The sequence below is a fragment of the Mycolicibacterium boenickei genome, assembly GCF_010731295.1.
GTDB classification, from domain to species: domain Bacteria; phylum Actinomycetota; class Actinomycetes; order Mycobacteriales; family Mycobacteriaceae; genus Mycobacterium; species Mycobacterium boenickei.
Map to the genome: position 1 here is coordinate 3648452 of NZ_AP022579.1, position 25628 is coordinate 3674079.

The window sequence follows — 25628 nt, forward strand, 5'->3', positions numbered from 1 at the left end:
GAGCGTAGCAGCGGGTTTGTGGCGCCAATTGCGCTAATTCTCACAGCAATTCGGCGGCTAATTGCCAGCGAGGCTCGGCACCCTAGCCGGCCCGCCGGTCGAGCGCGTTGATCGCGGCGGCGGCCTGTGACGCGTCGGTCTGGGACGGGGAATTCCACCAGACCTCGGGCTGTTTGGCGGCCCAGCCGGTGATCGCCTCCAACTCGGCCGCCAGCGAAATCAGCAGCGGCTCACTGTCAGCCGGCCCCATCAGTTGCACGCCGATCGGCAATCCGTCGGACGTGAAGCCGGCGGGCACGTTGATCGACGGCCAGCCCAGCAGGTTCCACGGCCAGGTCACCGGGCAGGCGGCGATCGCGCTGCGTTCGGTGGCAGACCACCCGCGGCGGTCGAATTCGTGTGTGAGCGGCGGTGGTTGGGCCGTCGTCGGGGCGATGATGACGTCGACGAGATTGAAAATCCAGGAGATCCGGCGCGCAGCGGCGGCCTCGTGCGCACGGGCCTTGCGCAGCACATCCTGTGACAGCAGCCGGCCGATTCTCATGTTGACCGCGGTGCGCTCGTCGTAGGGCACGTCACCGAGCCGGTCGGCCCAGTCCAGCAGGCCCGCGGTCGAGCGGGCCAGGAAGTCCCACGACATGCGCAAGCTGTAGTTGGGGTCCTTGGCCACCACGGTGTGGCCCAGGTGGCCGAGCTGGTCGGCGACGGACTGAAGGGCGTCGTGGATCTCGGGGTGCAACTTGGCGGGGAAGCCGGTGAACGGGAACTTCGTCGACATCGCCACCCGTAGCGGACCCGGGGCGCGGCCGACGTACTCGGCGGCCTGGATCGGTGCCGGCTTGTGCAGGTCGCCCTCGGCGTTACCGGACGCCGCGTCGAGCACCAGGGCCGCGTCGGTGACGGTGCGGGCCAGCACCCCGTTGACGGTGATGCCGTTGAACGCCTCGGGCAGCGGCCAGGTGGAGATGCGTCCGCGCTGCGGCTTGATGCCGACCAGGTGCGTCCACGCGGCGGGAATGCGGACGCTGCCCGCGCCGTCGGATCCGATGGCCGCGGTCACCAGGCCCGCGGCCACGGCCGCGGCACTGCCGCCCGAGGATCCGCCGGGGCTGTGTTTGCGTGACCACGGGTTGCGGGTGTGCCCGAAGCCCGGACCGCCGGTGAACGGCCACTGCCCGAGCTCACAGCTGTTGGTCTTGCCGACGATCACCGCACCGGCTGCCTTAAGCCGGCGCACCACCTCGGCATCGGAGGTGGCCGCGCGCACGTCGCCGTCGGTGCCGAACCGGGTGGGCACCCCGGCGATGTCCACGTCGTCCTTGACCGCGATCGGGATTCCCAGTAGCGGGAGTTGTTTGCCGGCTGCGCGAGAGGCGTCGGCCTTGGCCGCGTCGGCGAGTGCCTGCTCGGTGAGTACGACCCGGAACGCGTTGAGGGTGGGCTGGCTCGCGGTGATGGCATGCAGGGACTGGCGCACCAGTTCATCAGAAGTGACTGCGCCGCTGGCGAGTTGGTAGAGCTGGTTGGTCAGGGTGGGGAACGGAGGCGATGTCGAGTCGGAAGTCGCGGTTTTGGCCATCACTTTTGAGAATATCGGCGGTGCATAACGGAACCTGTCCGGCCATGGTGCGACACTGTCACGATGCGGCTGTACCGGGACCGGGCGGTGGTGCTGCGCCAGCACAAGCTCGGCGAGGCCGACCGGATTGTCACCCTGCTGACCCGCGACCATGGTTTGGTGCGCGCGGTGGCCAAGGGGGTTCGGCGTACCCGCAGCAAGTTCGGCGCGCGGTTGGAACCCTTTGCTCATATCGACGTGCAGCTGCATCCGGGACGCAACCTCGACATCGTCACGCAGGTTCAGGCCATCGACGCGTTCGCCGCCGACATCGTCAGTGACTACGGCCGTTACACCAGCGCGTGCGCGATGTTGGAGACCGCTGAGCGGCTGGCCGGGGAGGAACGGGCACCGATGCCCGACCTGCACCGGCTCACCGTGGCCGCGCTGCGCGCCATCGCCGACGGCCGCCGGGCCCGCGAACTGGTGCTCGATTCCTACCTGCTGCGGGCGATGACGATCGCCGGCTGGGCGCCGGCGCTGACGGAGTGCGCTCGCTGCGCCACGCCGGGTCCGCACCGCGCGTTCCACGTCGCCGCGGGCGGCAGCGTGTGCGTGCACTGTCGGCCCAGCGGATCCAGCACCCCGCCGCAGCCGGTACTGGAACTGATGTCGGCGCTGCACGAGGGCGACTGGGAGTACGCCGAGGCCTCCTCGTCGAGCCATCGCAGCCAGGCCAGCGGACTGATCGCGGCGCATCTGCAATGGCACCTGGAGCGTCAGCTGCGGACATTGCCTCTGGTCGAGCGGGTGTACCGGATCGATCGGACAGTCGCCGAACAGCGCGCGACGCTGGTCAGGCAGGATATGGGCCATGGCATTGACGAAGGACGGGAAGCGGGGCAAGTCGGCCTACCCACAGCTGCCCCCGGCGCCTGAGGACTATCCGGTCTTTCCGGACACCTCGACCTGGCCCGTCGTCTTCCCGGAGATCCCGGCCGGCACCAACGGCCGCTTCGCCCGTCCGCCCCAGCACACCTCCAAGGCGGTCGCGCCGCGGATCCCGGCCGATCAGGTCCCCAATCACGTCGCCGTCGTGATGGACGGCAACGGTCGGTGGGCCACTCAGCGCGGCCTGGGCCGTACCGAGGGGCACAAGATGGGCGAGGCGGTGCTGATCGACATCACCTGCGGTGCCATCGAACTGGGTATCAAGCACTTGAGCGTCTACGCGTTCTCCACCGAGAACTGGAAGCGCAGTGCCGAGGAGGTCCGTTTCCTTATGGGGTTCAACCGCGAGGTGGTCCGCCGCCGCCGGGAAAACCTCAACGCCATGGGCGTGAACATGCGCTGGGTCGGGTCGCGGCCCAAGATGTGGCGCAGCGTCATCAAGGAGTTCGACATCGCCGAGCAGATGACGGTCGGAAACGACGTCATCACGGTCAACTACTGCGTGAACTACGGCGGCCGCACCGAGATCGTCGAGGCTGCGCAGGCTCTGGCCGCCGAAGCCGCCGAGGGCAAGATCAACCCGGGCCGGATCAGTGAGGCGGCGTTCGCCAAGCATCTGCACCGTCCCGACATTCCCGATGTGGATCTGTTCATCCGCACGTCGGGGGAGCAGCGGGCCAGTAACTTCCTGCTGTGGCAGTCGGCCTACGCCGAGTTCGTGTTCCAGGACAAGCTGTGGCCGGACTACGACCGGCGTGACCTGTGGGCGGCATGCGAGGAGTACGTGAACCGCAACCGTCGCTTCGGTAGGGCCTGACATGCCCGGCCTCCTGCAGCAGTTGTCCTCGGCGCTCAGCGAGGTGATGTCCGTTGTCGAGGAACCTGACGAGGCGTTGACCGTGACGGTCGACGGTTCGGTGGCCTCGGTGCGGGTGGTGGCCATCGCCGAGGACCTGGAGATGGTCTCGCTGACGCAGCCGTTGGCGTGGGATCTGCCGCTGAACAACAAGATTCGCGAGCGGGTGTCCGAGCATGCCAGCAAGACGATGCTGGGCACGGTGGTGCTGGTGGAGAAACTGGTCGAGACGCCCACGAACGGTGCGACCCCCAAGGGCGCTACGCGCAAGCGGCCGGCCAAGAAAGTCGCCGACGTGATGCTGCGCTACAACTTCCCGGCTGCCGGGCTGACCGACGATGCGCTGCGCACGCTGATCCTCATGGTCTTGGCCACCGGTGCCGATGTGCGCCGGGACCTGATGTCGTGACCCCGTCCGTCATCCGCATCGTCGCCGCCGTCGTGCTCGATGAGCACGACCGGTTGCTGGTGGTCCGCAAGCGCGGCACGACCGCGTTCATGCAGCCGGGCGGGAAGATCGAGCCGGGGGAGCAGCCGATCGAGGCGTTGTCGCGGGAGGTCCGCGAGGAACTCGGGGTGGGATTCACCGGGGCCGAAGCCGAAGAACTCGGCCGTCACACCGCGCCGGCGGCCAACGAACCGGGTCACTCGGTCGATGCGTGGCTCTACCTGGTCGTCTTGGACGGCGAACCGCAGCCGCAGGCCGAGATCGCCGAGCTGACCTGGATCGATCCGCATGCACCCGGTGAGATCGAGCTGGCGCCGTTGACCCGCGACACCGTGCTGGCGCTGGCGCGCGATCGGGTCTAGGGCGCTACCCGGCCGCGCCGACGCACTCGCCGCACGTCCCGAAGATCTCGATGGTGTGGCTGACATCGGAGAAACCGTGCTCGCGGGCCACGTCGGCGGCCCAGGCCTCGACCTGTCCGCCGGAGATCTCGACGGTCGCGCCGCAGGCCCGGCAGACCAGGTGGTGGTGATGGTCCTCAGAACAGCGCCGGTAGACCGATTCGCCGGTGTCGGTGCGCAACGTGTCGACGTTGCCCGTGGTCGCCATCGTCTGCAGGGTGCGGTACACCGTGGTCAGGCCGATGGCCTGGCCGCGCCGACGCAGCTCGTCGTGGAGCTCCTGGGCCGAGCGGAACCCGTCGGTCTCGTTGAGCAGGTCGGCGATCGCCGCACGCTGCCGGGTGGACCGGACCGCGCCCGTCACCGCGGTTCCTCACTGGCGTGGGCGACGGCGTCGGCGACGATGTGGGCCAGGTGATGGTCGACCAGGTGGTAGAGCACCTCACGTCCGGCACGCTCGCTGGCGACCACCCCGGCCTGCTTGAGAATCCGCAGATGCTGGCTCACCAGCGGCTGCGGCACGGCCAGCGCGTCGACCAATTCATGGACGCAGCGCTGGGACTGCTGCAGCTGTAGGACGATGGCGATCCGCAGCGGGGCAGCCAGTGCGCGCAGCAGCTCGCCCGCGTTGTCGAGGACCTCGCGCGACGGCATTTCCGACGCCGGGGCAGTGCTGTCCTCGCGCGCGTCGTCGTGTTGATTTACGCTGATATTGGAAATCGTTTCCATTACGGGTCAGAATACATGCGCAATATCGCATGTCAACCGGCCTGGCGGCCACGGCGGATTATCGCTGCCGGGGAGCTGGTCGCTACTCTGATGCACCGTGGCATCCATCATCGACACCGTTGCGAACCTGGCGAAACGCCGTGGCCTGGTCTACCAGTCCGGAGAGATCTACGGCGGCACCAAGTCCGCATGGGATTACGGGCCGCTCGGTGTCGAGCTCAAGGAGAACATCAAGCGGCAGTGGTGGAAGTCCATGGTCACCGGCCGTGACGACGTCGTCGGCCTGGACAGCGCGATCATCCTGCCGCGCCAGGTGTGGGTGGCCTCCGGTCACGTAGACGTCTTCAACGATCCGCTGGTGGAGTGCCTGAACTGCCACAAGCGGCATCGGCAGGACCACATGCAGGAGGCCTACGCGGCCAAGAAGGGCCTCGATGACCCGGACTCGGTGCCGATGGACGAGATCGTCTGCCCCGACTGCGGCACCAAGGGCCAGTGGACCGAGCCGCGCGACTTCAACATGATGCTCAAGACCTACCTCGGCCCGATCGAGTCGGAGGAAGGTCTGCACTACCTCCGCCCCGAGACCGCCCAGGGCATCTTCGTCAACTTCGCCAACGTGGTCACCACCGCGCGCAAGAAGCCGCCGTTCGGCATCGGCCAGATCGGCAAGAGCTTCCGCAACGAGATCACCCCGGGCAACTTCATCTTCCGCACCCGCGAGTTCGAGCAGATGGAGATGGAGTTCTTCGTCGAGCCGTCGACCGCGGGCGAGTGGCACAAGTACTGGATCGAGACCCGGCTGCAGTGGTACGTCGACCTCGGCATCAACCGGGACAACCTGCGGCTGTACGACCATCCCAAGGAGAAGCTGTCGCACTACTCCGACGGCACGGTCGACATCGAGTACAAGTTCGGTTTCGCCGGCAACCCGTGGGGTGAGCTGGAGGGCATCGCCAACCGCACCAACTTCGACTTGTCCACGCACTCAAAGCATTCCGGTGTCGACCTGTCGTTCTACGATCAGGGCGCCGACACCCGCTACGTGCCGTACGTGATCGAGCCGGCAGCCGGCCTGACCCGTTCGCTGATGGCGTTCCTGGTCGACTCCTACACCGAGGACGAGGCTCCCAACGCCAAGGGCGGGGTGGACAAGCGCACCGTGCTCAAGCTCGATCCGCGCCTGGCTCCGGTCAAGGCCGCGGTGCTGCCGTTGTCGCGCAACGCCGACCTGTCGCCCAAGGCCCGTGACCTGGCCGCGGAGTTGCGCAAGAACTGGAACGTCGAGTTCGACGACGCCGGTGCCATCGGCCGCCGCTACCGCCGCCAGGACGAGATCGGTACGCCGTACTGCGTGACGGTCGATTTCGACACCCTGGAGGACAACGCCGTCACCATCCGCGAGCGCGACGCCATGACCCAGGAGCGCATCGCCCTGGACAAGGTGTCGGATTACCTCGCGGTGCGGCTCAAGGGCGCATAAGTCTCCCGCTCGCGCGGGGGACTAGTGCAGTTGGGCCGGGACGTCACCGTCGAGCAGGTCGATCAGCGTCGCCAACAGCCCGTCGAGTTCGTGCCCGACGGCAGTGATCGCCGGGTGGCCGTAGCTTGCGAACAGCAGGCTCGGCTGGTCGACGGCGAGCACAGTGCCATCCGGGCCGGCGTAGAGCAGCGTGCGCAGCGGTGCGTGCAGCATGACAGCCGGGTCGTGGCGGTACATGCGTTCGGCGATGGTGTGATTGCCCATCAGGTACTCGGTGGCCTGCCCGTTCGATCCCGACCCCGCCATGCTCGGGGCGACGTCGATGCTGAAATAGCGCAGGAACCCGTGTGGCGCCTGGGTTTTCGCTACCGCGAGAACCTCGTCCCAATTCGACGCGGCCGCGAATGCAGCACTGTTGTAGGCGGGCACCAGGGATTCGTACCGTTCACGGGCCCGCTCGTAGCTGTCGGGCAGGGCCACCAGAAGCCGGCGGCTCGGGTGGTCGACGACGCCGCTGTGCCGGGGCATCGCGGTGCCGCCATGTCGAGGACTCATCCTACGAGGCCCGGAACAGCGGAGCGTGTACCTGGCGGGTCAATTCGTCGGCGAGCACTTCCGGTGTCCCCGAGATGATCCCGTCGACGATCTGCCGGGCGACGTCGGCCGGGTCGTTCTTGGGAACGTCGAGGTCGGCGGTCATCGAGGTGTCGGTGTACCCGAGGTACACGCCGATCACCTCGGTGCCCTGCTCCCGAAGTTCCAGTCGCAGAGAGTTGTTCGCCGACCACAGGGCCGCCTTCGAGACGCCGTAGGCGCCGTAGCCGGGCAGCCACGACAGCACCGATGCGATGTTCACGATCGCGCCGTTGCGGCCGGCCAGCAGCGGTGCGAAGGCTCTGGTCACCCGCAGTGCGCCGAAGAAGTTCGTCTCCAGCACGGACCGAATCTCATCGAGGTCGTCCGCGGCCAATGACTGGCCGCCGAGTACGCCTGCGTTGTTGACGACGATGGTGGCGTCGGAGGCGATATCGGCCAACCGGGCGACGTCGTCGCCCTTGGTGACGTCGGCCTGTACGACCACCACGCGAGGGTCGGCTGCGACGCCGGGACGCCGGCTCGTGGAGTACACCTTGGCGGCGCCGCGCGCCAGGAGTTCATCCACGATCGACTTGCCCAGCCCCTGCTGGCCGCCCGTCACGACGACCGTTGCACCCGCTATCGGTGTTCCTGTTACTGCCATGTCCGCCTCCTCCGATTGGAACGGTGGCCTCGGCTGACTCCGATGGCCTTCCGCGCGTCATGTCTGCCAACGTAGCAGTCTGAGTTGGAATTCCCAATCCAGCTATGATGTGAAGATGCGCGCAGAACCGTGGTCCGACGCCGCCTGCCCGATCGCCCGCACCATGTCGGTGCTGGGCCAGCGGTGGGCCATCCTCATCGTTCGGGAAGCGCTGCTGGGCCGATCCCGGTTCTCCGAGTTCCGCGAGCATCTGGGAGTGGCTTCCGACGTCCTCAGCACGCGACTGTCGGAGTTGGTGGAAGCCGGGATCCTCGATGTCGTGGACTACCGGGAGCCCGGTGACCGGACGCGCAGCCGCTACGTGCTCACCGACGCCGGGCATGAACTGGTCTCGGTGCTGGCCGCGCTCGGGCAATGGGGCCACGTGCATCGGGCCCGTCCGGACAGCAGTCAGTATCGGTTCATCGAAACGGATACCGGGGAACCCGTCGGAATCGGTTTCCAGCGACAGGACGGCACGCCTGTGCCGCGCGGGCAGGTCAGCCTTGAGGAACGAACCGGCTAGAAGCGGCCGCCGCCGCCGCTGTAGCTGCGGCCCGATGAATGTGACGAGCCGCCATAGGACGTCGGCCGACCCATGCCGCGGCCACCGCCGTACCCACCACCGAAGCCGCCGCCGAAACCGCCACCTCCGCCACGCAGGATGTTGCCGATGAGGATGCCGCCGAGTACCGCTCCCATGTCGGATCCGCCACCGCCGCCGTACTGCGAGGTGTAGGACCGCTGGGCTGCCCGGACGTCATCGTTGGCCAGGCCTTGCGCCTGTGCGGCCAGCGTCGACGCCCCGTTCGCGTGCGCCACCGCCTCGTTCGGGTTCTGGGCGCGTTTGGCCTCGGCGGCCTGCAGCTGCCGCTGCGCCTCGGCCAGCCGGGTGCGGGCCTCCGGTCCGATGCTGCCGCGCCGGGTCTCGATGAAGTCCGACACCGCCTTGATCCGTGACTGGGCGGTGAACAGCGCCTGTTCCAGTGCCCGGGCCAGCCGCTCGGCGGCCTCCTGTTGTTCGTGCACGCCGGCGAGCAGCTGGTCGAGCTCGGCGTCGGCCTTGGTGAGCCGGGTGAACGTGCCCAGCGGGTCGGCCTTGCCGTTGGCCGTCGCCTCGTCGGCCGCTTTCTTGGCGGCGTCACGGGCGGCGCCGAGTTTGTCGGCCTGCGGCGTACCGGGCTGGGCCAGTAGCGAATTCGCCTGGTCGATACCGGCCTGGATGTCGGTGATGGCTGCAGGCAGGCCGGCCAGGGCCCGGTTGATGTCCGAGGCCGCGCTGTCGACGGCGTCGAGCAGGGTGCGGGCCTGGTCCAGCGCGGACTCTGCCGAACGCACGGCATCCACCAGTGCGGTCTGGTCGGTGGCCGGCCGCGAGACCAGGCCGCGGGCCGACGTGATGTTGCGGTCGGCGAAGGCCAGCCGCTCCTTGGCGGTGCCCACATTGGTGTCCACCGAAGCCAGGGCGCTCGCGTCGAACTGGGTGTGCAGGTTGTCCAGGGTCTGTCGGGACGGGTCGACGCGGGCGGTGAGGTCGACCATCTGCTGGGTCATGGTGTCCAGTCGGCTCGGGGCGTTGATCACCAGATCGCGCAGCTGCTCGAAGGCTTGGCTCTGGACGTCCAGCTCGCGGTCGGCCCTGGCCGCCGACACCACCACCTGCGTCAGCAGCTGGCGCTGTTGCAGTGGTGTCTCCGGCGCATCGTCGTCGAGGGTCTGTCGCACGGTGAAGGCTTGGGCCAGTGCGGTTTTCGCATTGGCCAGGGCCGCACTGAACGGTTCGGTGCGCTTGGCGCCGAACTCCTCGACGGCCAGCTCCAGTTCCGCCTCACTGGTGCGCACGGCATTGTCGACATCGACGACGATCGAGCGGGACAGCTCATCGAGCGCTTCCAAGGGCACCGAGGCCAGTGCGTTGGCGTCGGTCGGGTCGACGCGCTTGGCGGCCTCGAACTCGGCGTGGCGCCGCTTGGCCCGGCGCCGGCGCGACCACCACCACAGCAGGCCGGCAAGCACCACCACCACGCCGAGGGCGATCAGCATGCCGGGCCACGACACGCCGGGTGCGGCGGGAGATTCGGGTTCAGAGTTCAGCCCGTTGGCCGCGGCGATCGCGGCGCCCGTCCAGTCGTCCCGGCGCAGGGCCGGGGTGACGCTGTTGCGCCGAATGTCGTCGGCGCGGGCCGAACTGGTGACGGTGTCGGGCACCTGGAACGCGAACGCCCGGTCCACTGTGGCGACCGCCAAAAGTGCGTCGTCGTCACCGAAATCGCTCAGCTGCATGGTGTTCTGCGCCCAGCCGACCGGGTTCTGCCGGGCGAAATCCTCGGTGAAGACCACCCATAGCTTGATGTGGCGGTCGTCGTAGAGCCGGTCGATCGCGCGCTGCACGTTGCCGCGCTGGGCCGCCGACAACACCCCGGCGTTGTCGGTGAGTTGGGTGGCCAGCCGCAACGGCGGTTCGGCGGCGGCGCCGGGAGCGACCACGAGTGCGGTCATCAGGATCGCGAGCAGCATGGACAGCAGACGGGCGATACGCATGACCGTCAATCTAATGCGCTCCCGCGTCGGCGCGTTGCTTCCTGGCAGACTGTGCGTCGGTGAACGCGGATACGCAGTCCTGGTATGACGACTTCGACCGGCAACGTCTGGTGGTCGAAGCGGCGAAGGGTGCTGCGCTGCCCGGGACAGATACCGAGCACCGGACGGATTTCGCCCGCGACCGGGCCCGCGTGTTGCACAGCGCGGCATTACGGCGGCTCGCCGACAAGACCCAGGTGGTCGGCCCGCGGCACGGCGACACCCCGCGCACCCGGCTCACCCATTCGCTGGAGGTGGCCCAGATCGGTCGCGGCATGGCGATCGGACTCGGCTGTGATCCCGACCTGGTGGATCTGGCCGGCCTGGCCCACGACATCGGGCATCCGCCGTACGGGCACAACGGCGAGCGCGCCCTCGACGAGATCGCGAAACCGTTCGGCGGGTTCGAGGGCAATGCCCAGAACTTCCGGATCCTCACCCGATTGGAACCCAAAGTTCTTGACGCCGAAGGGCGTTCGGCCGGGCTCAACCTCACCAGGGCCGCGCTGGACGCGGTGGCCAAGTATCCGTGGCCCAGCTTCGGCACGCGCAGGAAGTACGGCTTCTACGACGACGACGCCGAGGCGGCCGAATGGGTCCGGGCCGGGGCGCCGGCCGAACGGCCGTGTCTGGAAGCCCAGGTGATGGACTGGGCCGACGACGTCGCCTATTCCGTGCACGATGTCGAGGACGGGGTGATCTCCGGGCGCATCGATCTGCGGGTGCTCGGCGATCCCGACGCCGCCTCCTCTCTGGCAGATCTGGGTGCCAAGAATTTTCCGACCGTCACCCACGACGAACTGCTGGCCGCCGCCGAGCGGCTGTCGCACGTGCCGGTGGTGGCCGCGGTGGGGAAGTACGACGGGACGCTGGCGTCCTCGGTCGCGCTGAAGACCCTGACCAGTGAACTCGTCGGGCGGTTCGCCAACGCGGCGATCACCCAGACCCGGGCGGTCGCCGGTGACGGGCCGTTGAGGCGGTTCGCCGCGGAGCTCTCGGTGCCGCCGCTGGTGCGCGCCGAAGTGGTGCTGCTCAAGATGCTGGCGCTGCAGTTCATCATGTCCGATCACCGGCACCTGCAGATCCAGGCCGATCAACGCACGCTCATCCACGAAGTCGCTCTCGCGTTATGGGCGCAGGCTCCGGGCAGCCTGGACCCGCAATTCGCGCCCGAGTTCGACCTCGCCGCAGACGACGGAGCCCGGCTGCGCGTGGTGGTCGATCAGATCGCGTCATACACCGAGAGCCGGCTGGAACGAGTGCACGAGGCGCGCTCGCCCCGGCCGATGGCCGACTAGGTCCTCGGTGTCGGCAAACCCGTTCGGAGCCGCTGCCGCGCACGCATAGACTATGCCGGTGGCCGGCCGGATTTCAGATCGCGATATCGCGGCCATTCGTGAAAAAGTCCGCATCGAGGATGTCGTCGGCGACTACGTCCAGCTGAGGCGGGCCGGGGCCGACTCGATGAAGGGCCTGTGCCCATTCCACGACGAGAAGTCGCCGTCGTTCCACGTGCGGCCGAATCACGGCCACTTCCACTGCTTCGGCTGTGGTGAGGGTGGCGATGTGTACGCCTTCATCCAGAAGATCGAACATGTCAGCTTCGTCGAAGCGGTCGAGTTGCTGGCCGACCGGGTCAACTACACCGTCACCTACACGGGCTCGTCGACGACCAATGTCCAGCGCGACCGGGGCAGCCGCAGCCGGTTGCTGGCCGCCAACGCCGCCGCTCAGGAGTTCTACGCCGAGGCTCTGACCTCCGACGAGGCAGCGGAGGCGCGCAAATACCTGACCGAGCGCAACTTCGACGCCGCCGCCGCGGCCCAGTTCGGGTGCGGATTCGCGCCGTCCGGATGGGACACGCTGACAAAGCATCTGCTGCGCAAGGGTTTTGAGTTCAAAGAGTTGGAAGCCGCCGGGCTGAGCCGCGAGGGCAAGCGCGGGCCGATGGACCGATTCCATCGCCGCCTGCTGTGGCCGATCCGGGTGTCCTCGGGCGAGACCATCGGCTTCGGCGCACGCCGGTTGTTCGACGACGACCAGAACCAGGCCAAGTACGTAAACACCCCCGAGACCGTGCTGTACAAGAAGTCGCAGGTGTTGTTCGGTCTGGACCGCGCCAAGCGGGACATCGCCAAGGGGCACCAGGCCGTCGTCGTCGAGGGGTACACCGACGTGATGGCCATGCACCTGGCCGGGGTGACCACCGCGGTGGCTTCGTGCGGCACCGCGTTCGGTGAACAGCACCTGTCGATGCTGCGCCGACTGATGATGGACGACAACTTCTTCCGCGGCGAGCTGATCTACGTGTTCGACGGCGACGCCGCCGGCCAGGCCGCCGCGGTGAAAGCCTTCGAGGGTGAGCAGAACCTGTCCGGTCAGTCGTTCGTCGCCGTAGCGCCCGATGGTATGGACCCGTGCGATCTGCGACTGCGCTCCGGCGACGGTGCCGTGCGTGACCTGGTTGCGCGCCGAACTCCGTTGTTCGAGTTCGTGATTCGCAGTGCACTGGCCGAACACGACCTGGACAGCGCCGAGGGCCGGGTGGCCGCGCTGCGGCGCTGCGTGCCGATGGCGGCGCGGATCAAAGATCAGACGCTGCGCGATGAGTACGCCCGGCAGCTGGCCGGCTGGGTCGGCTGGGACAACGTCGCACAGGTGCTGGGCAGGGTGCGGGAGGAAGCCAGCGGCGGCCGCAAGGACTCCCGGCGTCAGCCCGCCGGGCGGCAGGTCCGTCCCGCGGCGGCGCCCGTGCCGCGTCCCGATCCGGCGGATCCGACCCTGTGGCCGCAGCGGGAGGCGCTCAAGGCCGCGCTGCAGTATCCGGCGATCTCCGGGCCGGTGTTCGACTCGCTGACCGTCGAGAGCTTCACCCATCCCGGATACGCCGCGGTCCGTTCGGCGATCGAGGCGTCGGGCGGCATGGCGGCCGGGAAATCCGGGGCCCAGTGGATCGAGGCGGTCCGCGAGCAGACCACGTCGCCGGCAGCGGCCAGCCTGGTCAACGAACTGGGCGTGGAGGCCATCAACGTCGAGGATGACGAACAGCTGCCGCGCTACATCAGCGGCGTGCTGGCCCGCCTGCAGGAAGTGTGGGTGGGTCGCCAGATCGCCGAGGTCAAGTCCAAGCTGCAACGCATGTCGCCGGTGGAGCAGGGAGACGAATATCACGCTCTCTTCGGTGACCTGGTGGCGATGGAGTCCTACCGGCGCAGCCTGCTGGAACAGGCCAGCGGCGACGACCTGACTGCGTGATCGCCGACATCGCGATAGGGTGAGGCGCAGTCGGGCCCGTACACGCGAAAGAGGCAAACCCGGTGACACTGTTCAGCACGCAGACGCGGCGTTACGTTGCAGTCGGCGCATTCGCGCTGGTCGCAGGGGCGGCCGCGGCTGCCCCGGCGTTCCTCGCCACCACCTCCGGCCCCGAGGTCTCGGCCCAGCCGGCCTGCCTGGCCTGGTTCGGCAACAAGGAGGACGGCAAGTGCCTGTCCTACTCGAACGGAATGCCTGCCAATGTGGGCACGCCGTGGGTCGGCGCCGGCGGCAACGGCGGGTTCGTCACCGGTCCGCTGCTGCCGGGCACGTCGATCAACCAGGGGATCGGCTAGGCCCCTACCAGCTACGTTTCCCCGAAGCGTCGGTGGACTCCTTGGTGGAGTACACCGACGTTTCTGCGTCTATGGGGGTGAGGGTGAGGAATTGCGGGTCGGGTGAGACCCGCTTGGCGATCTTGCGCCGTCCGGCGTCCATCACTGCCTTGGTGGCCGGATTGGCGGTCACGGCGCGGTAGGTGCTGGCGATCTGCTCATAGCGGCGTCGCCCGGCCTTGGCGCCCAGCACGTAGCCGACGGCGATCACGGCGGCATAGCGGATCACAGTGTTCCTCCCACACGGCAGCGTTTGTGTGCTCCATCCTGCCTCACCGGCGCCCCGGCGCGCCCGTCTGGGAGCGAGTTGGCGGCAGCGGCGGTCCGTACGCTAGAGTCAACGCTCGGCCGCGGAGCTTCCGCGGAAGGTAGTCCCCTGTAGCTCAATTGGCAGAGCTCCCGACTGTTAATCGGGCGGTTGATGGTTCGAGTCCATCCGGGGGAGCAAGTTCTCCGAGAATCCCAGTGCTATGACTGGGGCCGGGCCTGGGCCTGACGGGCCGCCTGGGTAAGCGCCTCCACCAGTGGATTGGATGCCGACGCGAGAGCTTTCCGCTCCTCGTCGGTCAATTGGTAGAACGTCCACACGCCCCAGGCCGCCGGTCGCACGTACACCGTCACCTGTTGCCTGTTGTTCTGCAGCACGGCCGGCACGGGTACGGCGCGATCGAGGGTGGCGGCGCTGGCCATCTCCTCCGCGATCTGTTGGACGTTGACTGATTCCTGCAGTTGGTACAGCACGGCCTTGTTGGCGGGGCCTTCCATGGCGAGGAACCAAGCCATCGGTGTCTCCTTGAGGTAAGTGGTGTCCGGCGATCGCGAGTCGGATCGCAAACAGTGTCACCTATCGACGCGCCGCCGTCAGCCCACTCGCTGAGCCGGTTTGATTCGCTACCCTCGGGGTGTGTACCCACGGCTGATCGCCATCGTCGCCTTCGTCGGTCTCCTCGCGGTTGGTTGCGGCTGGAAACCGTCATCCGCGCCGCCCCCGAAACCCGATACCTGCGCACCGTCGGACGGGCCCAGCGCTGACACCATCGCGGAGCAGATCGCGAAACTGCCCGCACCCGCGGCGGGTAAGGAATGGACCCAGATCGGCAGCGGGCACACCACCAACTGCCGGCTGTACTGGGTGCAGGTGGGCCAGTCCAACCCCGAGCCCAACAGTGTCGGGCAGCTGCTGTTCTTCGACCGGCAGACCCCGATCGGCCCGGCCACGCCGGAGCCCCGGCCCTACATCAATGTGGTCACCAACGCCGATGACAGCGTGGTGGTGAACTACCAGTGGCAGCAGGGCCACGATTCGCCTACCTCGCCGACCGGTATCGCCACCGTGCGGTTCCGGATCGGAGACGACGGCAAACTGGTTGCCGTCGACCCGATTCCGAAGCCCTGAGCCGCCTCAGCCGTTGAGCAGCTCGGCGGGATCGAGCATCGCCGCGTAGCGCAGCTGCTCGGGGATGCCGAACCCGTCGACGAGGGTTTCGACGTGCGGACGCAGTGACCGGCAGCGTTCGTTGATCCCGCGGGTCACGGCCTTGGCGCGTTCGGTGGACAGGAACCGGTGCTCGATGAACCAGGCCTTGTCGCCCTCGATCACCGACAGCGCGTACAGGTCGCAGACATCTTGGAGAAGCTCGCGCGCGGTGTCGTCCTCGCAGGCGTCGATACCTGCGACGAACGCCTCCAGGATCACCCGGTCGATGTGCGCCTGCGCGGCGTGCAGCACGTGATCCTGCACGGCGTTGAAGGCGTCGAACGCCGACATCTCCTTGGCCTTGCCCTGCAGCCTGCGCGCCACCGAGGCCAGCATGTACTCCTCGCGGTCCTCGAACATCTTGACCTGGGTGCCGCGGTTGAACAGGCTGCCTTCCTCCTCGTTGTCCTGGCGGGTGTCGAGGACGGTCTGGATGATGGTCTCGGCCGCAGTGCGTTTCAGCACCCGCTCGCCGGCGTAGTTGGCCGCGAACCGGACCCATTCGACCGGGCTCATGCCCTTGATGTCGTCGGCGTAGGCGGTGAGCAGTTCTTTGGCCACCAGCTGGGTGAGCACATGGTTGTCACCCTCGAACGTGGTGAACACGTCGGTGTCGGCGCGTAGGGCGATCAGCCGGTTCTCGGCCAGATAGCCTGCGCCACCGCAGGCTTCGCGCGCCTCCTGGATGGCGTGGCTGGCGTGCCAGGTGTTGGCCGCTTTCAAGCCTGCCGCGCGGGCCTCCAACTCGCGCTGCTCCTCGGCATCGGGATCGTCGGAGGTCTGCAACTCGTGGCATTTGGCCACCAGCTCGTTCTGGGCGAACTGCAGCGCGTAGGACTTGGCGATCAGCGGCAGCAGCCGGCGCTGATGCACGAGGTAGTCCATGATCAGGACTTCCTCATCGCTCTTCGGGGCCTCGAACTGCCTGCGTTCCAACGCATATCGGGTGGCGATGTCCAGTGCCACCCGCGCGGCCGCCGCGGCGCTGCCGCCGACGGTGACCCGGCCCCGGATCAAGGTGCCCAGCATGGTGAAGAACCGCCGGCCCGGGTTCTCGATGGGTGAACTGTAGGTGCCGTCGGGGGCGACGTCGGCGTAGCGGTTGAGCAGGTTCTCCCGCGGGACGCGCACGTGGTCGAAGACGATGCGCCCGTTGTCGACCCCGGGCAGGCCACCTTTGTAGTGGCAGTCCGATGTGGTGACGCCGGGCAGGTCGTTGCCGGCGTCGTCGCGGATCGGGACGACGAAACAGTGCACGCCGTGGCCTTCCCCGTCCGGCGTGATCAGCTGGGCGAAAACAGTTGCCACCCGGGCGGTTTCGGCTGCGCCGCCGATGTAGTCCTTGCGCGCGGTGGGGGTGGGGGAGTGAATGACGAATTCTTGAGTTTCCGGATCGTAGGTGGCGGTGGTCTCCAGCGACTGCACGTCGCTGCCGTGACCGGTCTCGGTCATCGCGAAGCAGCCCAGCAGGTCGAGGTCGATCAGGCGGCGCACGTACGCCTTGTGATGGCGTTCGGTGCCGAGGTTCTCGATCGCCCCGCCGAACAGGCCCCATTGCACCCCGGCCTTGACCATCAATGACAGGTCGCTCATGGCCAGCATCTCGATGCTGGTGATGGCCGCTCCGACGTCACCGTTGCCGCCGTGTTCCTTACGGAAGCCGTCTTCGGCGGCCCCGGCCGCCGCCATGATCTTGAGTTGCTCGGCCACTTTGGCCCGCGCGATGACGGTGTTCGGGGTGTAGTGCGGCCGGAAGATCTCGTCGGACAACCTGGCTCGCATGGCGTTCTTGACGTCGCGCCAGCGGCCGTCCAGCGCATTTCGCAGATGCTCGGCAGTGGAGGTCATATCCGACGGTAACGCGTGCAGCCGTTGCTGTGCGGCGGTTGTCACCAAGGTAAGCCTTCCTGGACAAGCGTCACCTGTCCGCGAAAGACTGGCGGACATGCCGGATTCGGTCGGGGAATCGCTGTCTCCCACCGGCTTGCCGCACGTGAGCTATCACCGGCATGCCGATGTGACGGGCGGCTGGTTACGTGCCGCCACCTTCGGGGCGATGGACGGTCTGGTCAGCAACACCGCGTTGATCGCCGGTGTCGGGGCCAGCGCCTCAGCTCAGACCGTGGTGCTCAGTGGCGTGGCCGGGTTGCTGGCCGGCGCCTTCTCGATGGCGCTCGGTGAGTACACCTCGGTGACCACCGCCAACGAGCAGGTCGACTCCGAGGTCAAGGTGGAGCGTCGGTCGTTCCGCAAGAACCCCGAGGCCGAGCAGGCCGAACTCGTGGCCATGCTCCAGGAGATGGGGATGACCGCCGAGACGGCGACGAAGGCCAGTGAGGAAATCCACCGCGACCAGAATCGGGCCCTGAACTTTCACCTCGTGCAGGAATTGGGTGTGCACCCGACGGAGAAGCCGTCGCCATGGGTGGCGGGCGGCTCGTCCTTCGTGTTGTTCGCGATCGGTGCGATCATCCCGCTCATTCCGTACCTGCTCGGCTTCGAATCGTTGTGGCTCGGGCTGGCGTGCGGCGGAGTGGGCCTGCTGATCGCGGGCGGCGTGGCGGCCAAGTTCACCCGCAAATCGGTGGCCATCGCAGGGCTGCGGCAGTTGGTGTTCGGGGCCATCGCGATCGCGGCCACCTACGCCGTCGGCATCTTGGTCGGCGCCGTGCTGACCTGATGCTGCGCCGCACCCTGTTGGCCGGCGTCCTGGTGGTGTCGGCGTGTGGGCCCGCGCATGCCGAACCCGGCCTGGACTACCTCGGCCAGCGCCAGGTGGCGCCCGGCGCCACCCTGGACGGCACGCTGATCGGTGGGCTGTCGGGGATCAGCTACGACCCGGCCGCCGACCTGTACTACGTCATCAGCGATGACCGCTCCGCCAAGAATCCAGCTCGCTTCTACACCGCGCGGATCACGGTGTCGGACAACGGTATCGGTGACGTCGAGTTCGTCGGCACCCATCCGTGGCTGGACCGCGACGGGCAGCCGTTCGCGCCGTTGGACATCGACACGCAGCCACCGGTGGTGCCGCCCGATCCCGAGGGCATCGCCTTCGATGCGCGCCGCCAACGGCTGTACTGGACCAGCGAGGGGGAGCGGCGCGTCGAGGGATCTGGCGCGCCGGTCCTGCTGGACCCGTGGGTGCGCGCCGCCGGCCTCGACGGCGGCTTCCTCGGCGAGTTCGCGTTGCCCGAAGGATCCCGGATGTCGGCGGTCGAGGACGGCCCGCGGCGCAACAGCGCGCTGGAAGGTCTCACGCTCACACCTGACGGTCGGTATCTGTGGGCGGCCATGGAGGGGCCCGGCTACGACGACGGTCCGCCACCGGACGAGCAGCGTGGCGCCCTGACGCGCATCGTCCGCTTCGACGCGGAGTCCGGAGCACTCGATGGTCGGTACACCTACCCGCTGGATCCGGTCAGCGCCGGTCCGGGCGGCGACAACGGCTTGTCGGATCTGGTGGCGCTCGACGACAACAGCTTCCTGGTGATCGAGCGCGGTTTCGGCACGCACGTCGCGGTACGGATCTATCGCGCGAGCGTGGTCGAGGGATCAACTGAGCTGCGCAAGACGCTGCTGGCCGACTTGACCGCCACGCCGGGACTGGCTCCGCTCGACAACATCGAGGGAATCACGTTGGGTCCCAAGCTGCCCGACGGCCGGCAATCCGTGATCGCGGTCAGCGATGACAATTTCTCGCCCACGCAGGTGACGCAGTTCCTGCTGTTCGCGCTGTAGTCGCGGTTGCGCCGCTGACCATTCGCGTGCGTAACGCCATGGCGGTTTCGCACATCGAGATCGACACCAGGGTCGCGAAACTCGACGAATCACGACCCTCACGTCGATCTCGGCGACAGGCCGACTCCAACGCGTGGCGGCTATTTCAACAACGCGTGGCGGTCGAAGTAGAAGTAGGTGTAGGCCGCGGTGATCGCGCAGACGACGGTGGCCACCAGCAGCATCTGCGAGCCGCTGACGACAAAGCTGATGAAGCCACCGACGATGGCGCCGCCGGCGAATCCGGACCACAGCATGAAATACCCCAGCCAGTCGCTCAACTGGCCGCCGCTGATGTGGCGCTCGATGCCCTGGCCCATTTTCACCAGCGTCCCGGTCACGTAACTCAGCGGGATCGACACCTCGCCGTCCTTGACGAACGACGTGTTCAAGGCGCCGATACCGAAGGCCACGAACAGGATTGGGATATACGGGACGTCACGGGCAGTCCAGCCGCGTTCGATGAGGTCGACCACGGTGGAGACCACCAGCGCCAGCGTTGTCAGCACCGTCGCGCCATGGGGATGATTGACCCACAGGTGGCGGCGGCACAACGAGGCGATCACCACTCCGCCGACGAAGGCGAGCAACAGCAGTGCGGCACCGATCGCCAGCCACTCCTCGCCCTGGAACAGTCCGAGGAACGCCCGCTCGGTGTTGCCGGTCATGAAGGTGACGAAGTACCCCGCCGAATGGGTGAACGCCGCGGCGCCCAGCACTCCGGCCAGGCCGGCCAGAACCCACGACAGTCGGGCTTCGCCATCGAACTGCTGCGACATGTTCCCCATTGTGGAGAGCTTTGCTGGCGCTGGGGGCGGGTTTCGCCCCGCGGCGTCAGCTGTCGCTGCCGACGGTGACCGCGGTCGCCTCTTCGGTCAGCTCGTCGAGTTCGTCTTCTTCGACATCGATCCCGACCAGGTGCGGACGAGTCAGGGCCAGCACACCGGCACCGGCCAGCACCGCGAATGCGCCCACCCAGTACGGCAGGTGCACGTTGACCTGCTCGCCGAGCACCCCGGCCAGCCACGGCGCCACGGCGGCGCCGCCGAAGCGCAGGAAGCTGTAGGCCGCCGAGGCGACGCCGCGCTCCACCGGGGCGGCCTTCATCACGGTTTCGGTGATCAGGGTGTTGTTGATGCCGATGAACAGGCCGGCGACCACCACACCCGACGCCAGAACGGCCTTGGAGTCTGTCCACACCGCCATCACGGTCAGCACCGCGGTGAAGGCCAGCAGGTTGAGGATGAGCACCCGCACCGTGCCGAAGCGGTGCTGCAGCCGCGGTGCCACGACCACGGAGGTGAACGCCAGCGCCAGGCCCCAGCCGAAGAAGATCAGCCCGATCTGGTGGGCGGTCATGTTCAGCGGGAAGGGGGTGAACGCCAGCAGGGTGAAGAATCCGAAGTTGTAGAGCAGCGCGGTGATCGCGACGCCGAGCAGGCCGCGGTGGCGCAGCGCCCGGAACGGATCGGCCAGTGTGGTGGCGCGTTCGGCGCGGGGGGTGGCCGGCAGCAGGAACGCGGTGATCACCAGGGCGAAGGCCATCAGCGCCGAGACGCCGAAGAACGGGCCGCGCCAGGAGATCGAGCCGAGCACGCCGCCGACCAGTGGGCCGATCGCGATGCCCAGGCCCAGCGCTGCCTCGTACAGGATGATGGCTTGGGCCACAGAGCCTTTCGCGGAGTTGACGATGGTGGCCAGCGCCGTGGCGATGAACAGGGCGTTGCCCAGGCCCCACAGGGCGCGCCAGCCCACGATCTGCATCACGGTGTCGCTCATCCCGGCCAGGCCGGCCCCGGCGATGATGATCACCAGGCCGAGCAGCAGCGTGCGCTTGGGTCCGATGCGGCTGGACACCACACCGGTGATCAGCATCGCCACGCCCATCACCGCCATGTAGCTGGTGAACAGCAACGACACCTGTGACGGCGAGGCGTTGAGGTTGTCGGCGATCGGTTTGAGGATGGGATCGACCAGTCCGATGCCCATGAAGGCGACGACGGAGGCGAAAGCGACGGCCCATACGGCCTTGGGTTGGCGCCACATCGGGGCGGTAACTCCTAACTAGTTTTCGTGCGAGCGCGGATGCTCGTCGACGTCGGTGAGCAGCCGCCGAATGATGTCGACGGAGGCTGCCAGCGTCGTGCGCTCTTCGGCACTGAGGCGTTCGAGTCGGGGGTTGATCGCGGCGGCGCGATCGGCCCTGGCTTGCTCGAGGGTCTGCCGGCCCTGCTCGGTGATGCGGATCAGCACCGCGCGGGCGTCGCCGGGATCGGTGGTGCGTGACACCAGGCCGGCGTCTTCGAGGCGGCGAACCTGGGTGGTCATGGTCGGCTGCGAGCAGTGGTCGAGGTAGGCGAGATCGGAGATTCGTGCTTCGCCTTGGTCCTCGATGGTGGACAGCAGTCGGGCCTGGGCCCAGGGCAGTGGTAGCCGGGTGCGTTGGGTGGCCAGCCGATTCAACCGGGCGACGACTGCCAACAGGTCAGCGCCGAGTTCGGTGTTGTCGGATACCGTGGCATCCTCGGTCGGGGTCGACATGCCCACCATATTACATAGATTTGCTATGTAGTCTAGTCGGCGGGGTGCGCTCGCTCACACAACGGGCACCCGACGGCCGCGATCGCGGCTGGCAGAATCGAACGATGACCGCGAAACCCCCGGCGACGACGCCTCGGCGCGGCCTCACTCCCGGCGAGCTTGCGCAGGCCGCGGTGATGGCTGCTCTCTGTGCGGCCACCGCGATCATCGCCGTGGTGGTGCCTTTCGCCGCGGGGCTCTCGGTACTGGGAACCGTGCCGATGGGGCTGCTGGCCTACCGTTACCGGCTGCGGGTTCTGCTCGCGGCCACCGTCGCCGCCGGCACCATCGCGTTCCTCATCGCCGGCATGGGCGGAATGATGACCGTCGTCGACTGCGCCTACATCGGTGGACTCACCGGCGTGGTCAAGCGCCGGGGCCGCGGCACCGGCACCGCGTTCGCCGCCGCCGTGGTGGCCGGGGCGTTGTTCGGATCGGCGATCGTCGTCGCGCTGACCGTTCTGACGCGGCTGCGCAGCCTGATCTTCGACTCGTTGACCGCAGGCATCGAGGGGATGGCCAAGGTCTTCGAGCGCATCCCGGTGCTCGACGTGGCGGCCGATCCGCTCAGGGCCGTCTTCGCCACGATGCTGGACTACTGGCCGCTGCTGATGGTGTTTCTCGGCATCACCAGCATCACCTCGGTCAGCATGATCGGCTGGTGGGCGCTGTCACGCATTCTGGCCCGCCTGCTCGGCATCCCCGACGTGCACAAGCTCGACGCCGACCACGAAGATGAGGGTGCGACGATCGGGCCCGTGCCGGCCCGGCTGACCGACGTGCGGTTCCGCTATCCAGGTGTCGAGCGCGACGCGCTGGGTCCGGTGTCGATGGAATTGCTCCCCGGTGAGCATGTCGCGGTGACCGGACCGAACGGCTCGGGCAAGACCACGCTCATGCTCATGCTGGCCGGGCGCCAACCCAGCGCGGGCAGCATCGAGCGGGCCGGTGCGGTCGGGCTCGGCCGCGTCGGCGGCACCGCAGTCGTGATGCAGCATCCGGAGAGTCAGGTGCTCGGGAGCCGGGTGGCCGACGACGTGGTGTGGGGTCTTCCCGTCGGCACGACTGCCGACGTCGAGCGGCTGCTGGCCGAGGTCGGGCTCGACGGCCTGGCCGAACGTGACACCGGGGGACTGTCCGGTGGCGAACTGCAACGGCTGGCCGTCGCCGCGGCACTGGCCCGCGAACCCTCGCTGCTGATCGCCGACGAGGTCACCAGCATGGTCGACCAACAGGGCCGCGACACCTTGATGAACGTGTTGTCCGGACTGACCGACCACCACCAGATGTCGCTGGTGCACATCACGCATTACAACGACGAGGCCGATTCTGCCGACCGTACGGTGGCACTCAGCGGCAACGGCGGTTCGGCCGACAACACCGACATGGTGCAGACCTCCGCGGTGCCCGTCGCTGCCACTCCGGCTGTGCACAACAGTGCCCCGGTACTCGAACTGACCGGCGTCGGCCACGAATACGCCAGCGGAACCCCTTGGGCGAAAACAGCTTTGCGTGACATCACGTTCACCGTCAACGAGGGCGACGGCGTCCTGGTGCACGGTCTGAACGGGTCCGGCAAATCGACCCTGGCCTGGATCATGGCCGGGCTGACGGTCCCCACCTACGGTGCCTGCCTACTGGACGGCGCGCCGGTGGCGCAACAGGTCGGTGCCGTGGCGATCTCGTTCCAGGCCGCCCGGCTGCAGCTGATGCGCAGCACCGTGGAACGTGAAATCGCCTCCGCCGCAGGCTTCTCGGCGCGCGAGCACGATCGCGTCGCGGGCGCCCTGGAGATGGTCGGACTGGACGCCGCACTGGCCCAGCGTCGGATCGATCAGCTCTCGGGCGGTCAGATGCGCCGCGTGGTACTGGCCGGACTGCTGGCCCGCTCACCGCGCGCACTGATCCTCGACGAGCCGTTGGCCGGACTGGACGCCGCCAGCCAGCGCGGGCTGCTGCGGTTGTTGGAGGATCTGCGGCACAACAACGGGTTGACCGTCGTCGTCATCTCGCACGACTTCACCGGGCTGGAGGGACTGTGCCCGCGCACGCTGCATCTGCATCACGGTGAACTCGCCCTCGCCCCGACGGCTGCCGGAGGGGCCCGATGACCGCACCGACACGAGGCCAGCGCAAGCCCGTCGTGCTGTTGCGCCCGGTCCCCGGCGACACCGTCATCCACCGGTTGTGGGCCGGGACGAAATTGCTGGCCGTCGCGGGCATCGGCGTGCTGCTGACGTTCTATCCCGGATGGGTGCCGATCGCGTTCGTCGCGGTGCTGGTGCTGGTGACCGCGCGGCTGGCGCACATTCCGCGTGGCGTGCTGCCGTCGATCCCGTTCTTTCTGTGGATCCTGCTGGTGATCGGAGCGGGGCTGGCGGCACTGGCCGGAGGGTCCCCGTTCGTCGACATCGGGTCGATACAGGTGGGCCTTGGCGGGCTGCTCAACTTCCTGCGGATCACCGCGTTGTCGATCGTGCTGCTGGGTCTGGGCGCGCTGGTGTCCTGGACCACCAACGTCGCCGACGTCGCGCCTGCGGTGGCCACGCTGGGCCGTCCGCTGCGTGTGCTGCGCATCCCCGTGCATGACTGGGCGGTGACGATTGCGTTGGCGCTGCGGGCTTTCCCGATGCTGATCGACGAGTTCCGTACGTTGTATGCAGCGCACCGGCTGCGGCCCGTCGAACCGGCCGAGACCTTCCGGGCGCGGCGCAAGCAGCGGATCAGCAATCTGGTCGACCTGCTGGCCGCTGCCGTCACCGTGGCGTTGCGCCGGGGCGACGAGATGGGCGACGCCATCACGGCGCGCGGTGGCGCAGGTCAGATCTCGGCGGCGCCGTCACGGCCCCGGACGCGGGACTGGATCGCCTTCGCCGTCCTCGTTGTGGTCTGCGGCAGTGCCCTGGCTCTGGAGCTCACGATCCTGCCCACCAGCCTGCCCCGTCGCTGACGCCTGCCCGGTACGCGACCTCGTCAGCCGGATCACGGCCACGATGATCACCGCCGCGATGACGACGACCGCCAGCCACGGCAGCAGCAGACCGAACACCATCACCGCGCCCGATGCCACCGAAACCAAGCCGTGCCAGCCGCGCTCGACCTGCCCCCAGAACCCCTGATACTGCGGGGCGGGGCCACCGATCTGCTCGGCGGTGATGTCGAGATTGACCGTGCTGTAGTCGATCTGGTCGCCGAGCTGGGTGCGCTGCGCGCGCAGGCTGTCCAGGTCGGCCTGGCGCTGGGACAGCGCGTTCTCGGCCTGGATCAGGGCCTCGGGATCCTTGGCGTCCCGCATGATCCCCAGCAGCCGGTCCACCGAGGTCTGCAGTGCCTTGATACGGGCGTCGAGATCGACGCGCTGTGACGTCACGTCGTCGGCGCGAACCTCGACGGTCTGGACCGTGCCGAGCGTCTTGAACTCGTCGAGGGTCCCTTCGAGTTTGGCGGCCGGAACCCGAAGCGCAAGGGAGATGTGTGCGCGACCGGAACTGGAGCCGGCGTCCTCGGAGCGGCTGTCGATCCGGCCACCGGCATCGGTGGCCAGCGATACGGCCTTGTCCGCCACCGCCGCCGGATTGCCGGTGGTGATCGACATCGACGCGGTCTTGACGATGTCGCGTTTGACCTCGGTCGGTATCGGCGCGTCCTTCATTCCCGGACCCGCCTCCGGCGCCGGGGCCGCCGGGGCGAAACCGGCGTCGCTCTGCGGGGCAGCCGGGCCAGAGGAACTCGGGGAGTGGCCGGCTGCGCAAGCCGGTGCGGCAGCCAACATGGCGGCGGTAAACAGTGCCACCGTCAGTCGGCGGTGGCGGGATGCACGGGTGTGCTGGGGCATCAGCCCAATGTAAGCGACCTG

At 67.9% G+C, this 25628-nt stretch carries 27 protein-coding genes and 1 tRNA gene; 15 read left to right on the forward strand and 13 right to left on the reverse strand.

The annotated features are described in order from the left end of the window. Nucleotides 1-82: 82 nt before the first annotated feature. Nucleotides 83-1579, reverse strand: coding sequence for an amidase (locus G6N57_RS17270; protein WP_077741302.1), 1497 nt, complete (start codon nt 1577-1579; stop codon nt 83-85). A 63-nt stretch (nt 1580-1642) separates the two neighbouring features. Here G6N57_RS17270 and recO point away from each other — a divergent pair, with 63 nt between their 5' ends. The 4 genes from recO to G6N57_RS17290 are packed head-to-tail and all read left to right on the forward strand — an operon-like array spanning nt 1643 to nt 4175. Continuing rightward, nucleotides 1643-2497 (forward strand): DNA repair protein RecO, encoded by an 855-nt coding sequence (recO, locus tag G6N57_RS17275; protein ID WP_036450982.1) that lies wholly within the window; start codon nt 1643-1645, stop codon nt 2495-2497. Then, complete coding sequence (locus tag G6N57_RS17280; RefSeq protein WP_036449247.1) at nt 2433-3326, forward strand: decaprenyl diphosphate synthase; 894 nt, start codon at nt 2433-2435, stop codon at nt 3324-3326. Before recO ends, G6N57_RS17280 begins: the two co-directional genes overlap by 65 nt. Before the next feature lies 1 nt (nt 3327). Then, nucleotides 3328-3774: a hypothetical protein gene (locus tag G6N57_RS17285; RefSeq protein WP_077741301.1), complete on the forward strand. Its 447-nt coding sequence runs from the start codon at nt 3328-3330 to the stop codon at nt 3772-3774. Next, on the forward strand, nt 3771-4175 hold the full coding sequence (locus tag G6N57_RS17290; protein WP_077741300.1) for an NUDIX hydrolase: 405 nt from the start codon (nt 3771-3773) through the stop codon (nt 4173-4175). Before G6N57_RS17285 ends, G6N57_RS17290 begins: the two co-directional genes overlap by 4 nt. Nucleotides 4176-4179: 4 nt before the next feature. Here G6N57_RS17290 and G6N57_RS17295 read toward each other — a convergent pair whose 3' ends face one another. Continuing rightward, nucleotides 4180-4578: a Fur family transcriptional regulator gene (locus tag G6N57_RS17295; protein ID WP_077741299.1), complete on the reverse strand. Its 399-nt coding sequence runs from the start codon at nt 4576-4578 to the stop codon at nt 4180-4182. Further along, entirely contained in the window at nt 4575-4868 is a 294-nt protein-coding gene (locus tag G6N57_RS17300; protein ID WP_234815698.1) for an ArsR/SmtB family transcription factor, read from the reverse strand. Before G6N57_RS17300 ends, G6N57_RS17295 begins: the two co-directional genes overlap by 4 nt. Nucleotides 4869-5040: 172 nt before the next feature. Here G6N57_RS17300 and G6N57_RS17305 point away from each other — a divergent pair, with 172 nt between their 5' ends. Then, complete coding sequence (locus G6N57_RS17305; protein WP_077741297.1) at nt 5041-6426, forward strand: glycine--tRNA ligase; 1386 nt, start codon at nt 5041-5043, stop codon at nt 6424-6426. A 21-nt stretch (nt 6427-6447) separates the two neighbouring features. Here G6N57_RS17305 and G6N57_RS17310 read toward each other — a convergent pair whose 3' ends face one another. Continuing rightward, the gene (locus G6N57_RS17310; protein ID WP_234815692.1) at nt 6448-6981 is read right to left on the reverse strand and encodes a DUF302 domain-containing protein; all 534 of its coding nucleotides are present in this window, start codon (nt 6979-6981) and stop codon (nt 6448-6450) included. A 1-nt stretch (nt 6982) separates the two neighbouring features. After that, nucleotides 6983-7666 carry an SDR family oxidoreductase gene (locus G6N57_RS17315; RefSeq protein ID WP_077741296.1) on the reverse strand — a complete coding sequence of 228 codons (684 nt, stop codon included), beginning with the start codon at nt 7664-7666 and terminating at the stop codon, nt 6983-6985. A 115-nt stretch (nt 7667-7781) separates the two neighbouring features. Here G6N57_RS17315 and G6N57_RS17320 point away from each other — a divergent pair, with 115 nt between their 5' ends. Beyond that, nucleotides 7782-8231: a winged helix-turn-helix transcriptional regulator gene (locus tag G6N57_RS17320; protein WP_077742028.1), complete on the forward strand. Its 450-nt coding sequence runs from the start codon at nt 7782-7784 to the stop codon at nt 8229-8231. Here G6N57_RS17320 and G6N57_RS17325 read toward each other — a convergent pair. Continuing rightward, a complete protein-coding gene (locus G6N57_RS17325) occupies nt 8228-10246 on the reverse strand; it encodes a TPM domain-containing protein (RefSeq protein WP_077741295.1) in 2019 nt (672 codons plus the stop codon). The two genes, G6N57_RS17320 and G6N57_RS17325, sit on opposite strands and share 4 nt — an antisense overlap. A gap of 59 nt (nt 10247-10305) precedes the next feature. Here G6N57_RS17325 and G6N57_RS17330 point away from each other — a divergent pair, with 59 nt between their 5' ends. The 3 genes from G6N57_RS17330 to G6N57_RS17340 all read left to right on the forward strand — a co-directional run bounded on the left by G6N57_RS17330 (nt 10306) and on the right by G6N57_RS17340 (nt 13896). Beyond that, nucleotides 10306-11583: a deoxyguanosinetriphosphate triphosphohydrolase gene (locus tag G6N57_RS17330; protein ID WP_077741294.1), complete on the forward strand. Its 1278-nt coding sequence runs from the start codon at nt 10306-10308 to the stop codon at nt 11581-11583. 52 nt (nt 11584-11635) lie between these two features. Further along, nucleotides 11636-13540, forward strand: coding sequence for a DNA primase (dnaG, locus tag G6N57_RS17335; protein WP_077741293.1), 1905 nt, complete (start codon nt 11636-11638; stop codon nt 13538-13540). Between the two features lie 62 nt (nt 13541-13602). Next, nucleotides 13603-13896 (forward strand): DUF7155 family protein, encoded by a 294-nt coding sequence (locus G6N57_RS17340; protein ID WP_097926050.1) that lies wholly within the window; start codon nt 13603-13605, stop codon nt 13894-13896. A gap of 4 nt (nt 13897-13900) precedes the next feature. Here G6N57_RS17340 and G6N57_RS17345 read toward each other — a convergent pair whose 3' ends face one another. After that, nucleotides 13901-14164, reverse strand: coding sequence for a hypothetical protein (locus tag G6N57_RS17345; RefSeq protein ID WP_077741291.1), 264 nt, complete (start codon nt 14162-14164; stop codon nt 13901-13903). 143 nt (nt 14165-14307) lie between these two features. Here G6N57_RS17345 and G6N57_RS17350 point away from each other — a divergent pair. Then, nucleotides 14308-14380: transfer RNA gene (locus G6N57_RS17350), tRNA-Asn, on the forward strand. 23 nt (nt 14381-14403) lie between these two features. Here G6N57_RS17350 and G6N57_RS17355 read toward each other — a convergent pair. After that, complete coding sequence (locus G6N57_RS17355) at nt 14404-14718, reverse strand: hypothetical protein (RefSeq protein ID WP_036450985.1); 315 nt, start codon at nt 14716-14718, stop codon at nt 14404-14406. 121 nt (nt 14719-14839) lie between these two features. On the opposite strand from G6N57_RS17355, the gene G6N57_RS17360 reads away from it, so the two are divergent. Continuing rightward, nucleotides 14840-15331: an LppP/LprE family lipoprotein gene (locus G6N57_RS17360; protein WP_077741290.1), complete on the forward strand. Its 492-nt coding sequence runs from the start codon at nt 14840-14842 to the stop codon at nt 15329-15331. A 6-nt stretch (nt 15332-15337) separates the two neighbouring features. Here G6N57_RS17360 and G6N57_RS17365 read toward each other — a convergent pair whose 3' ends face one another. Beyond that, complete coding sequence (locus G6N57_RS17365) at nt 15338-17260, reverse strand: acyl-CoA dehydrogenase family protein (protein ID WP_077741289.1); 1923 nt, start codon at nt 17258-17260, stop codon at nt 15338-15340. A gap of 97 nt (nt 17261-17357) precedes the next feature. On the opposite strand from G6N57_RS17365, the gene G6N57_RS17370 reads away from it, so the two are divergent. Beyond that, nucleotides 17358-18092 (forward strand): VIT1/CCC1 transporter family protein, encoded by a 735-nt coding sequence (locus tag G6N57_RS17370; protein ID WP_077741288.1) that lies wholly within the window; start codon nt 17358-17360, stop codon nt 18090-18092. Continuing rightward, nucleotides 18092-19153, forward strand: a complete 1062-nt coding sequence (locus tag G6N57_RS17375; protein WP_077741287.1) for an esterase-like activity of phytase family protein — start codon at nt 18092-18094, stop codon at nt 19151-19153. The genes G6N57_RS17370 and G6N57_RS17375 overlap by 1 nt, the downstream gene beginning before the upstream one ends. 140 nt (nt 19154-19293) lie before the next feature. Here G6N57_RS17375 and G6N57_RS17380 read toward each other — a convergent pair whose 3' ends face one another. From G6N57_RS17380 to G6N57_RS17390, 3 genes are read right to left on the reverse strand one after another with little or no spacing between them, the layout of a single operon-like run. After that, complete coding sequence (locus tag G6N57_RS17380) at nt 19294-19971, reverse strand: YoaK family protein (RefSeq protein ID WP_077742027.1); 678 nt, start codon at nt 19969-19971, stop codon at nt 19294-19296. Between the two features lie 55 nt (nt 19972-20026). Next, nucleotides 20027-21238: an MFS transporter gene (locus G6N57_RS17385; protein ID WP_077741286.1), complete on the reverse strand. Its 1212-nt coding sequence runs from the start codon at nt 21236-21238 to the stop codon at nt 20027-20029. Nucleotides 21239-21256: 18 nt separating this feature from the next. Further along, nucleotides 21257-21733 carry a MarR family winged helix-turn-helix transcriptional regulator gene (locus G6N57_RS17390; protein ID WP_077742026.1) on the reverse strand — a complete coding sequence of 159 codons (477 nt, stop codon included), beginning with the start codon at nt 21731-21733 and terminating at the stop codon, nt 21257-21259. A gap of 104 nt (nt 21734-21837) precedes the next feature. Here G6N57_RS17390 and G6N57_RS17395 point away from each other — a divergent pair, with 104 nt between their 5' ends. After that, nucleotides 21838-23883, forward strand: a complete 2046-nt coding sequence (locus tag G6N57_RS17395) for an ABC transporter ATP-binding protein (protein ID WP_077741285.1) — start codon at nt 21838-21840, stop codon at nt 23881-23883. Beyond that, nucleotides 23880-24722: a CbiQ family ECF transporter T component gene (locus G6N57_RS17400; RefSeq protein ID WP_077741284.1), complete on the forward strand. Its 843-nt coding sequence runs from the start codon at nt 23880-23882 to the stop codon at nt 24720-24722. Before G6N57_RS17395 ends, G6N57_RS17400 begins: the two co-directional genes overlap by 4 nt. Here the strand turns inward: G6N57_RS17400 and G6N57_RS17405 are convergent. Further along, on the reverse strand, nt 24612-25607 hold the full coding sequence (locus G6N57_RS17405; protein ID WP_077741283.1) for a DUF4349 domain-containing protein: 996 nt from the start codon (nt 25605-25607) through the stop codon (nt 24612-24614). The two genes, G6N57_RS17400 and G6N57_RS17405, sit on opposite strands and share 111 nt — an antisense overlap. Between the last annotated feature and the right edge of the window lie 21 nt (nt 25608-25628).

Bases quoted from the DNA above. Each gene is read 5' to 3' on its own strand.
- G6N57_RS17270 (WP_077741302.1), bottom strand. From the start codon at position 1,579: ATGGCCAAAACCGCGACTTCCGACTCGACATCGCCTCCGTTCCCCACC.
- recO (WP_036450982.1), top strand. From the start codon at position 1,643: ATGCGGCTGTACCGGGACCGGGCGGTGGTGCTGCGCCAGCACAAGCTC.
- G6N57_RS17280 (WP_036449247.1), top strand. From the start codon at position 2,433: ATGGCATTGACGAAGGACGGGAAGCGGGGCAAGTCGGCCTACCCACAG.
- G6N57_RS17285 (WP_077741301.1), top strand. From the start codon at position 3,328: ATGCCCGGCCTCCTGCAGCAGTTGTCCTCGGCGCTCAGCGAGGTGATG.
- G6N57_RS17300 (WP_234815698.1), bottom strand. From the start codon at position 4,868: ATGCCGTCGCGCGAGGTCCTCGACAACGCGGGCGAGCTGCTGCGCGCA.
- G6N57_RS17310 (WP_234815692.1), bottom strand. From the start codon at position 6,981: ATGAGTCCTCGACATGGCGGCACCGCGATGCCCCGGCACAGCGGCGTC.
- G6N57_RS17315 (WP_077741296.1), bottom strand. From the start codon at position 7,666: ATGGCAGTAACAGGAACACCGATAGCGGGTGCAACGGTCGTCGTGACG.
- G6N57_RS17320 (WP_077742028.1), top strand. From the start codon at position 7,782: ATGCGCGCAGAACCGTGGTCCGACGCCGCCTGCCCGATCGCCCGCACC.
- G6N57_RS17325 (WP_077741295.1), bottom strand. From the start codon at position 10,246: ATGCGTATCGCCCGTCTGCTGTCCATGCTGCTCGCGATCCTGATGACC.
- dnaG (WP_077741293.1), top strand. From the start codon at position 11,636: ATGCCGGTGGCCGGCCGGATTTCAGATCGCGATATCGCGGCCATTCGT.
- G6N57_RS17355 (WP_036450985.1), bottom strand. From the start codon at position 14,718: ATGGCTTGGTTCCTCGCCATGGAAGGCCCCGCCAACAAGGCCGTGCTG.
- G6N57_RS17365 (WP_077741289.1), bottom strand. From the start codon at position 17,260: ATGACCTCCACTGCCGAGCATCTGCGAAATGCGCTGGACGGCCGCTGG.
- G6N57_RS17370 (WP_077741288.1), top strand. From the start codon at position 17,358: ATGCCGGATTCGGTCGGGGAATCGCTGTCTCCCACCGGCTTGCCGCAC.
- G6N57_RS17375 (WP_077741287.1), top strand. From the start codon at position 18,092: ATGCTGCGCCGCACCCTGTTGGCCGGCGTCCTGGTGGTGTCGGCGTGT.
- G6N57_RS17380 (WP_077742027.1), bottom strand. From the start codon at position 19,971: ATGTCGCAGCAGTTCGATGGCGAAGCCCGACTGTCGTGGGTTCTGGCC.
- G6N57_RS17385 (WP_077741286.1), bottom strand. From the start codon at position 21,238: ATGTGGCGCCAACCCAAGGCCGTATGGGCCGTCGCTTTCGCCTCCGTC.
- G6N57_RS17390 (WP_077742026.1), bottom strand. From the start codon at position 21,733: ATGTCGACCCCGACCGAGGATGCCACGGTATCCGACAACACCGAACTC.
- G6N57_RS17395 (WP_077741285.1), top strand. From the start codon at position 21,838: ATGACCGCGAAACCCCCGGCGACGACGCCTCGGCGCGGCCTCACTCCC.
- G6N57_RS17400 (WP_077741284.1), top strand. From the start codon at position 23,880: ATGACCGCACCGACACGAGGCCAGCGCAAGCCCGTCGTGCTGTTGCGC.
- G6N57_RS17405 (WP_077741283.1), bottom strand. From the start codon at position 25,607: ATGCCCCAGCACACCCGTGCATCCCGCCACCGCCGACTGACGGTGGCA.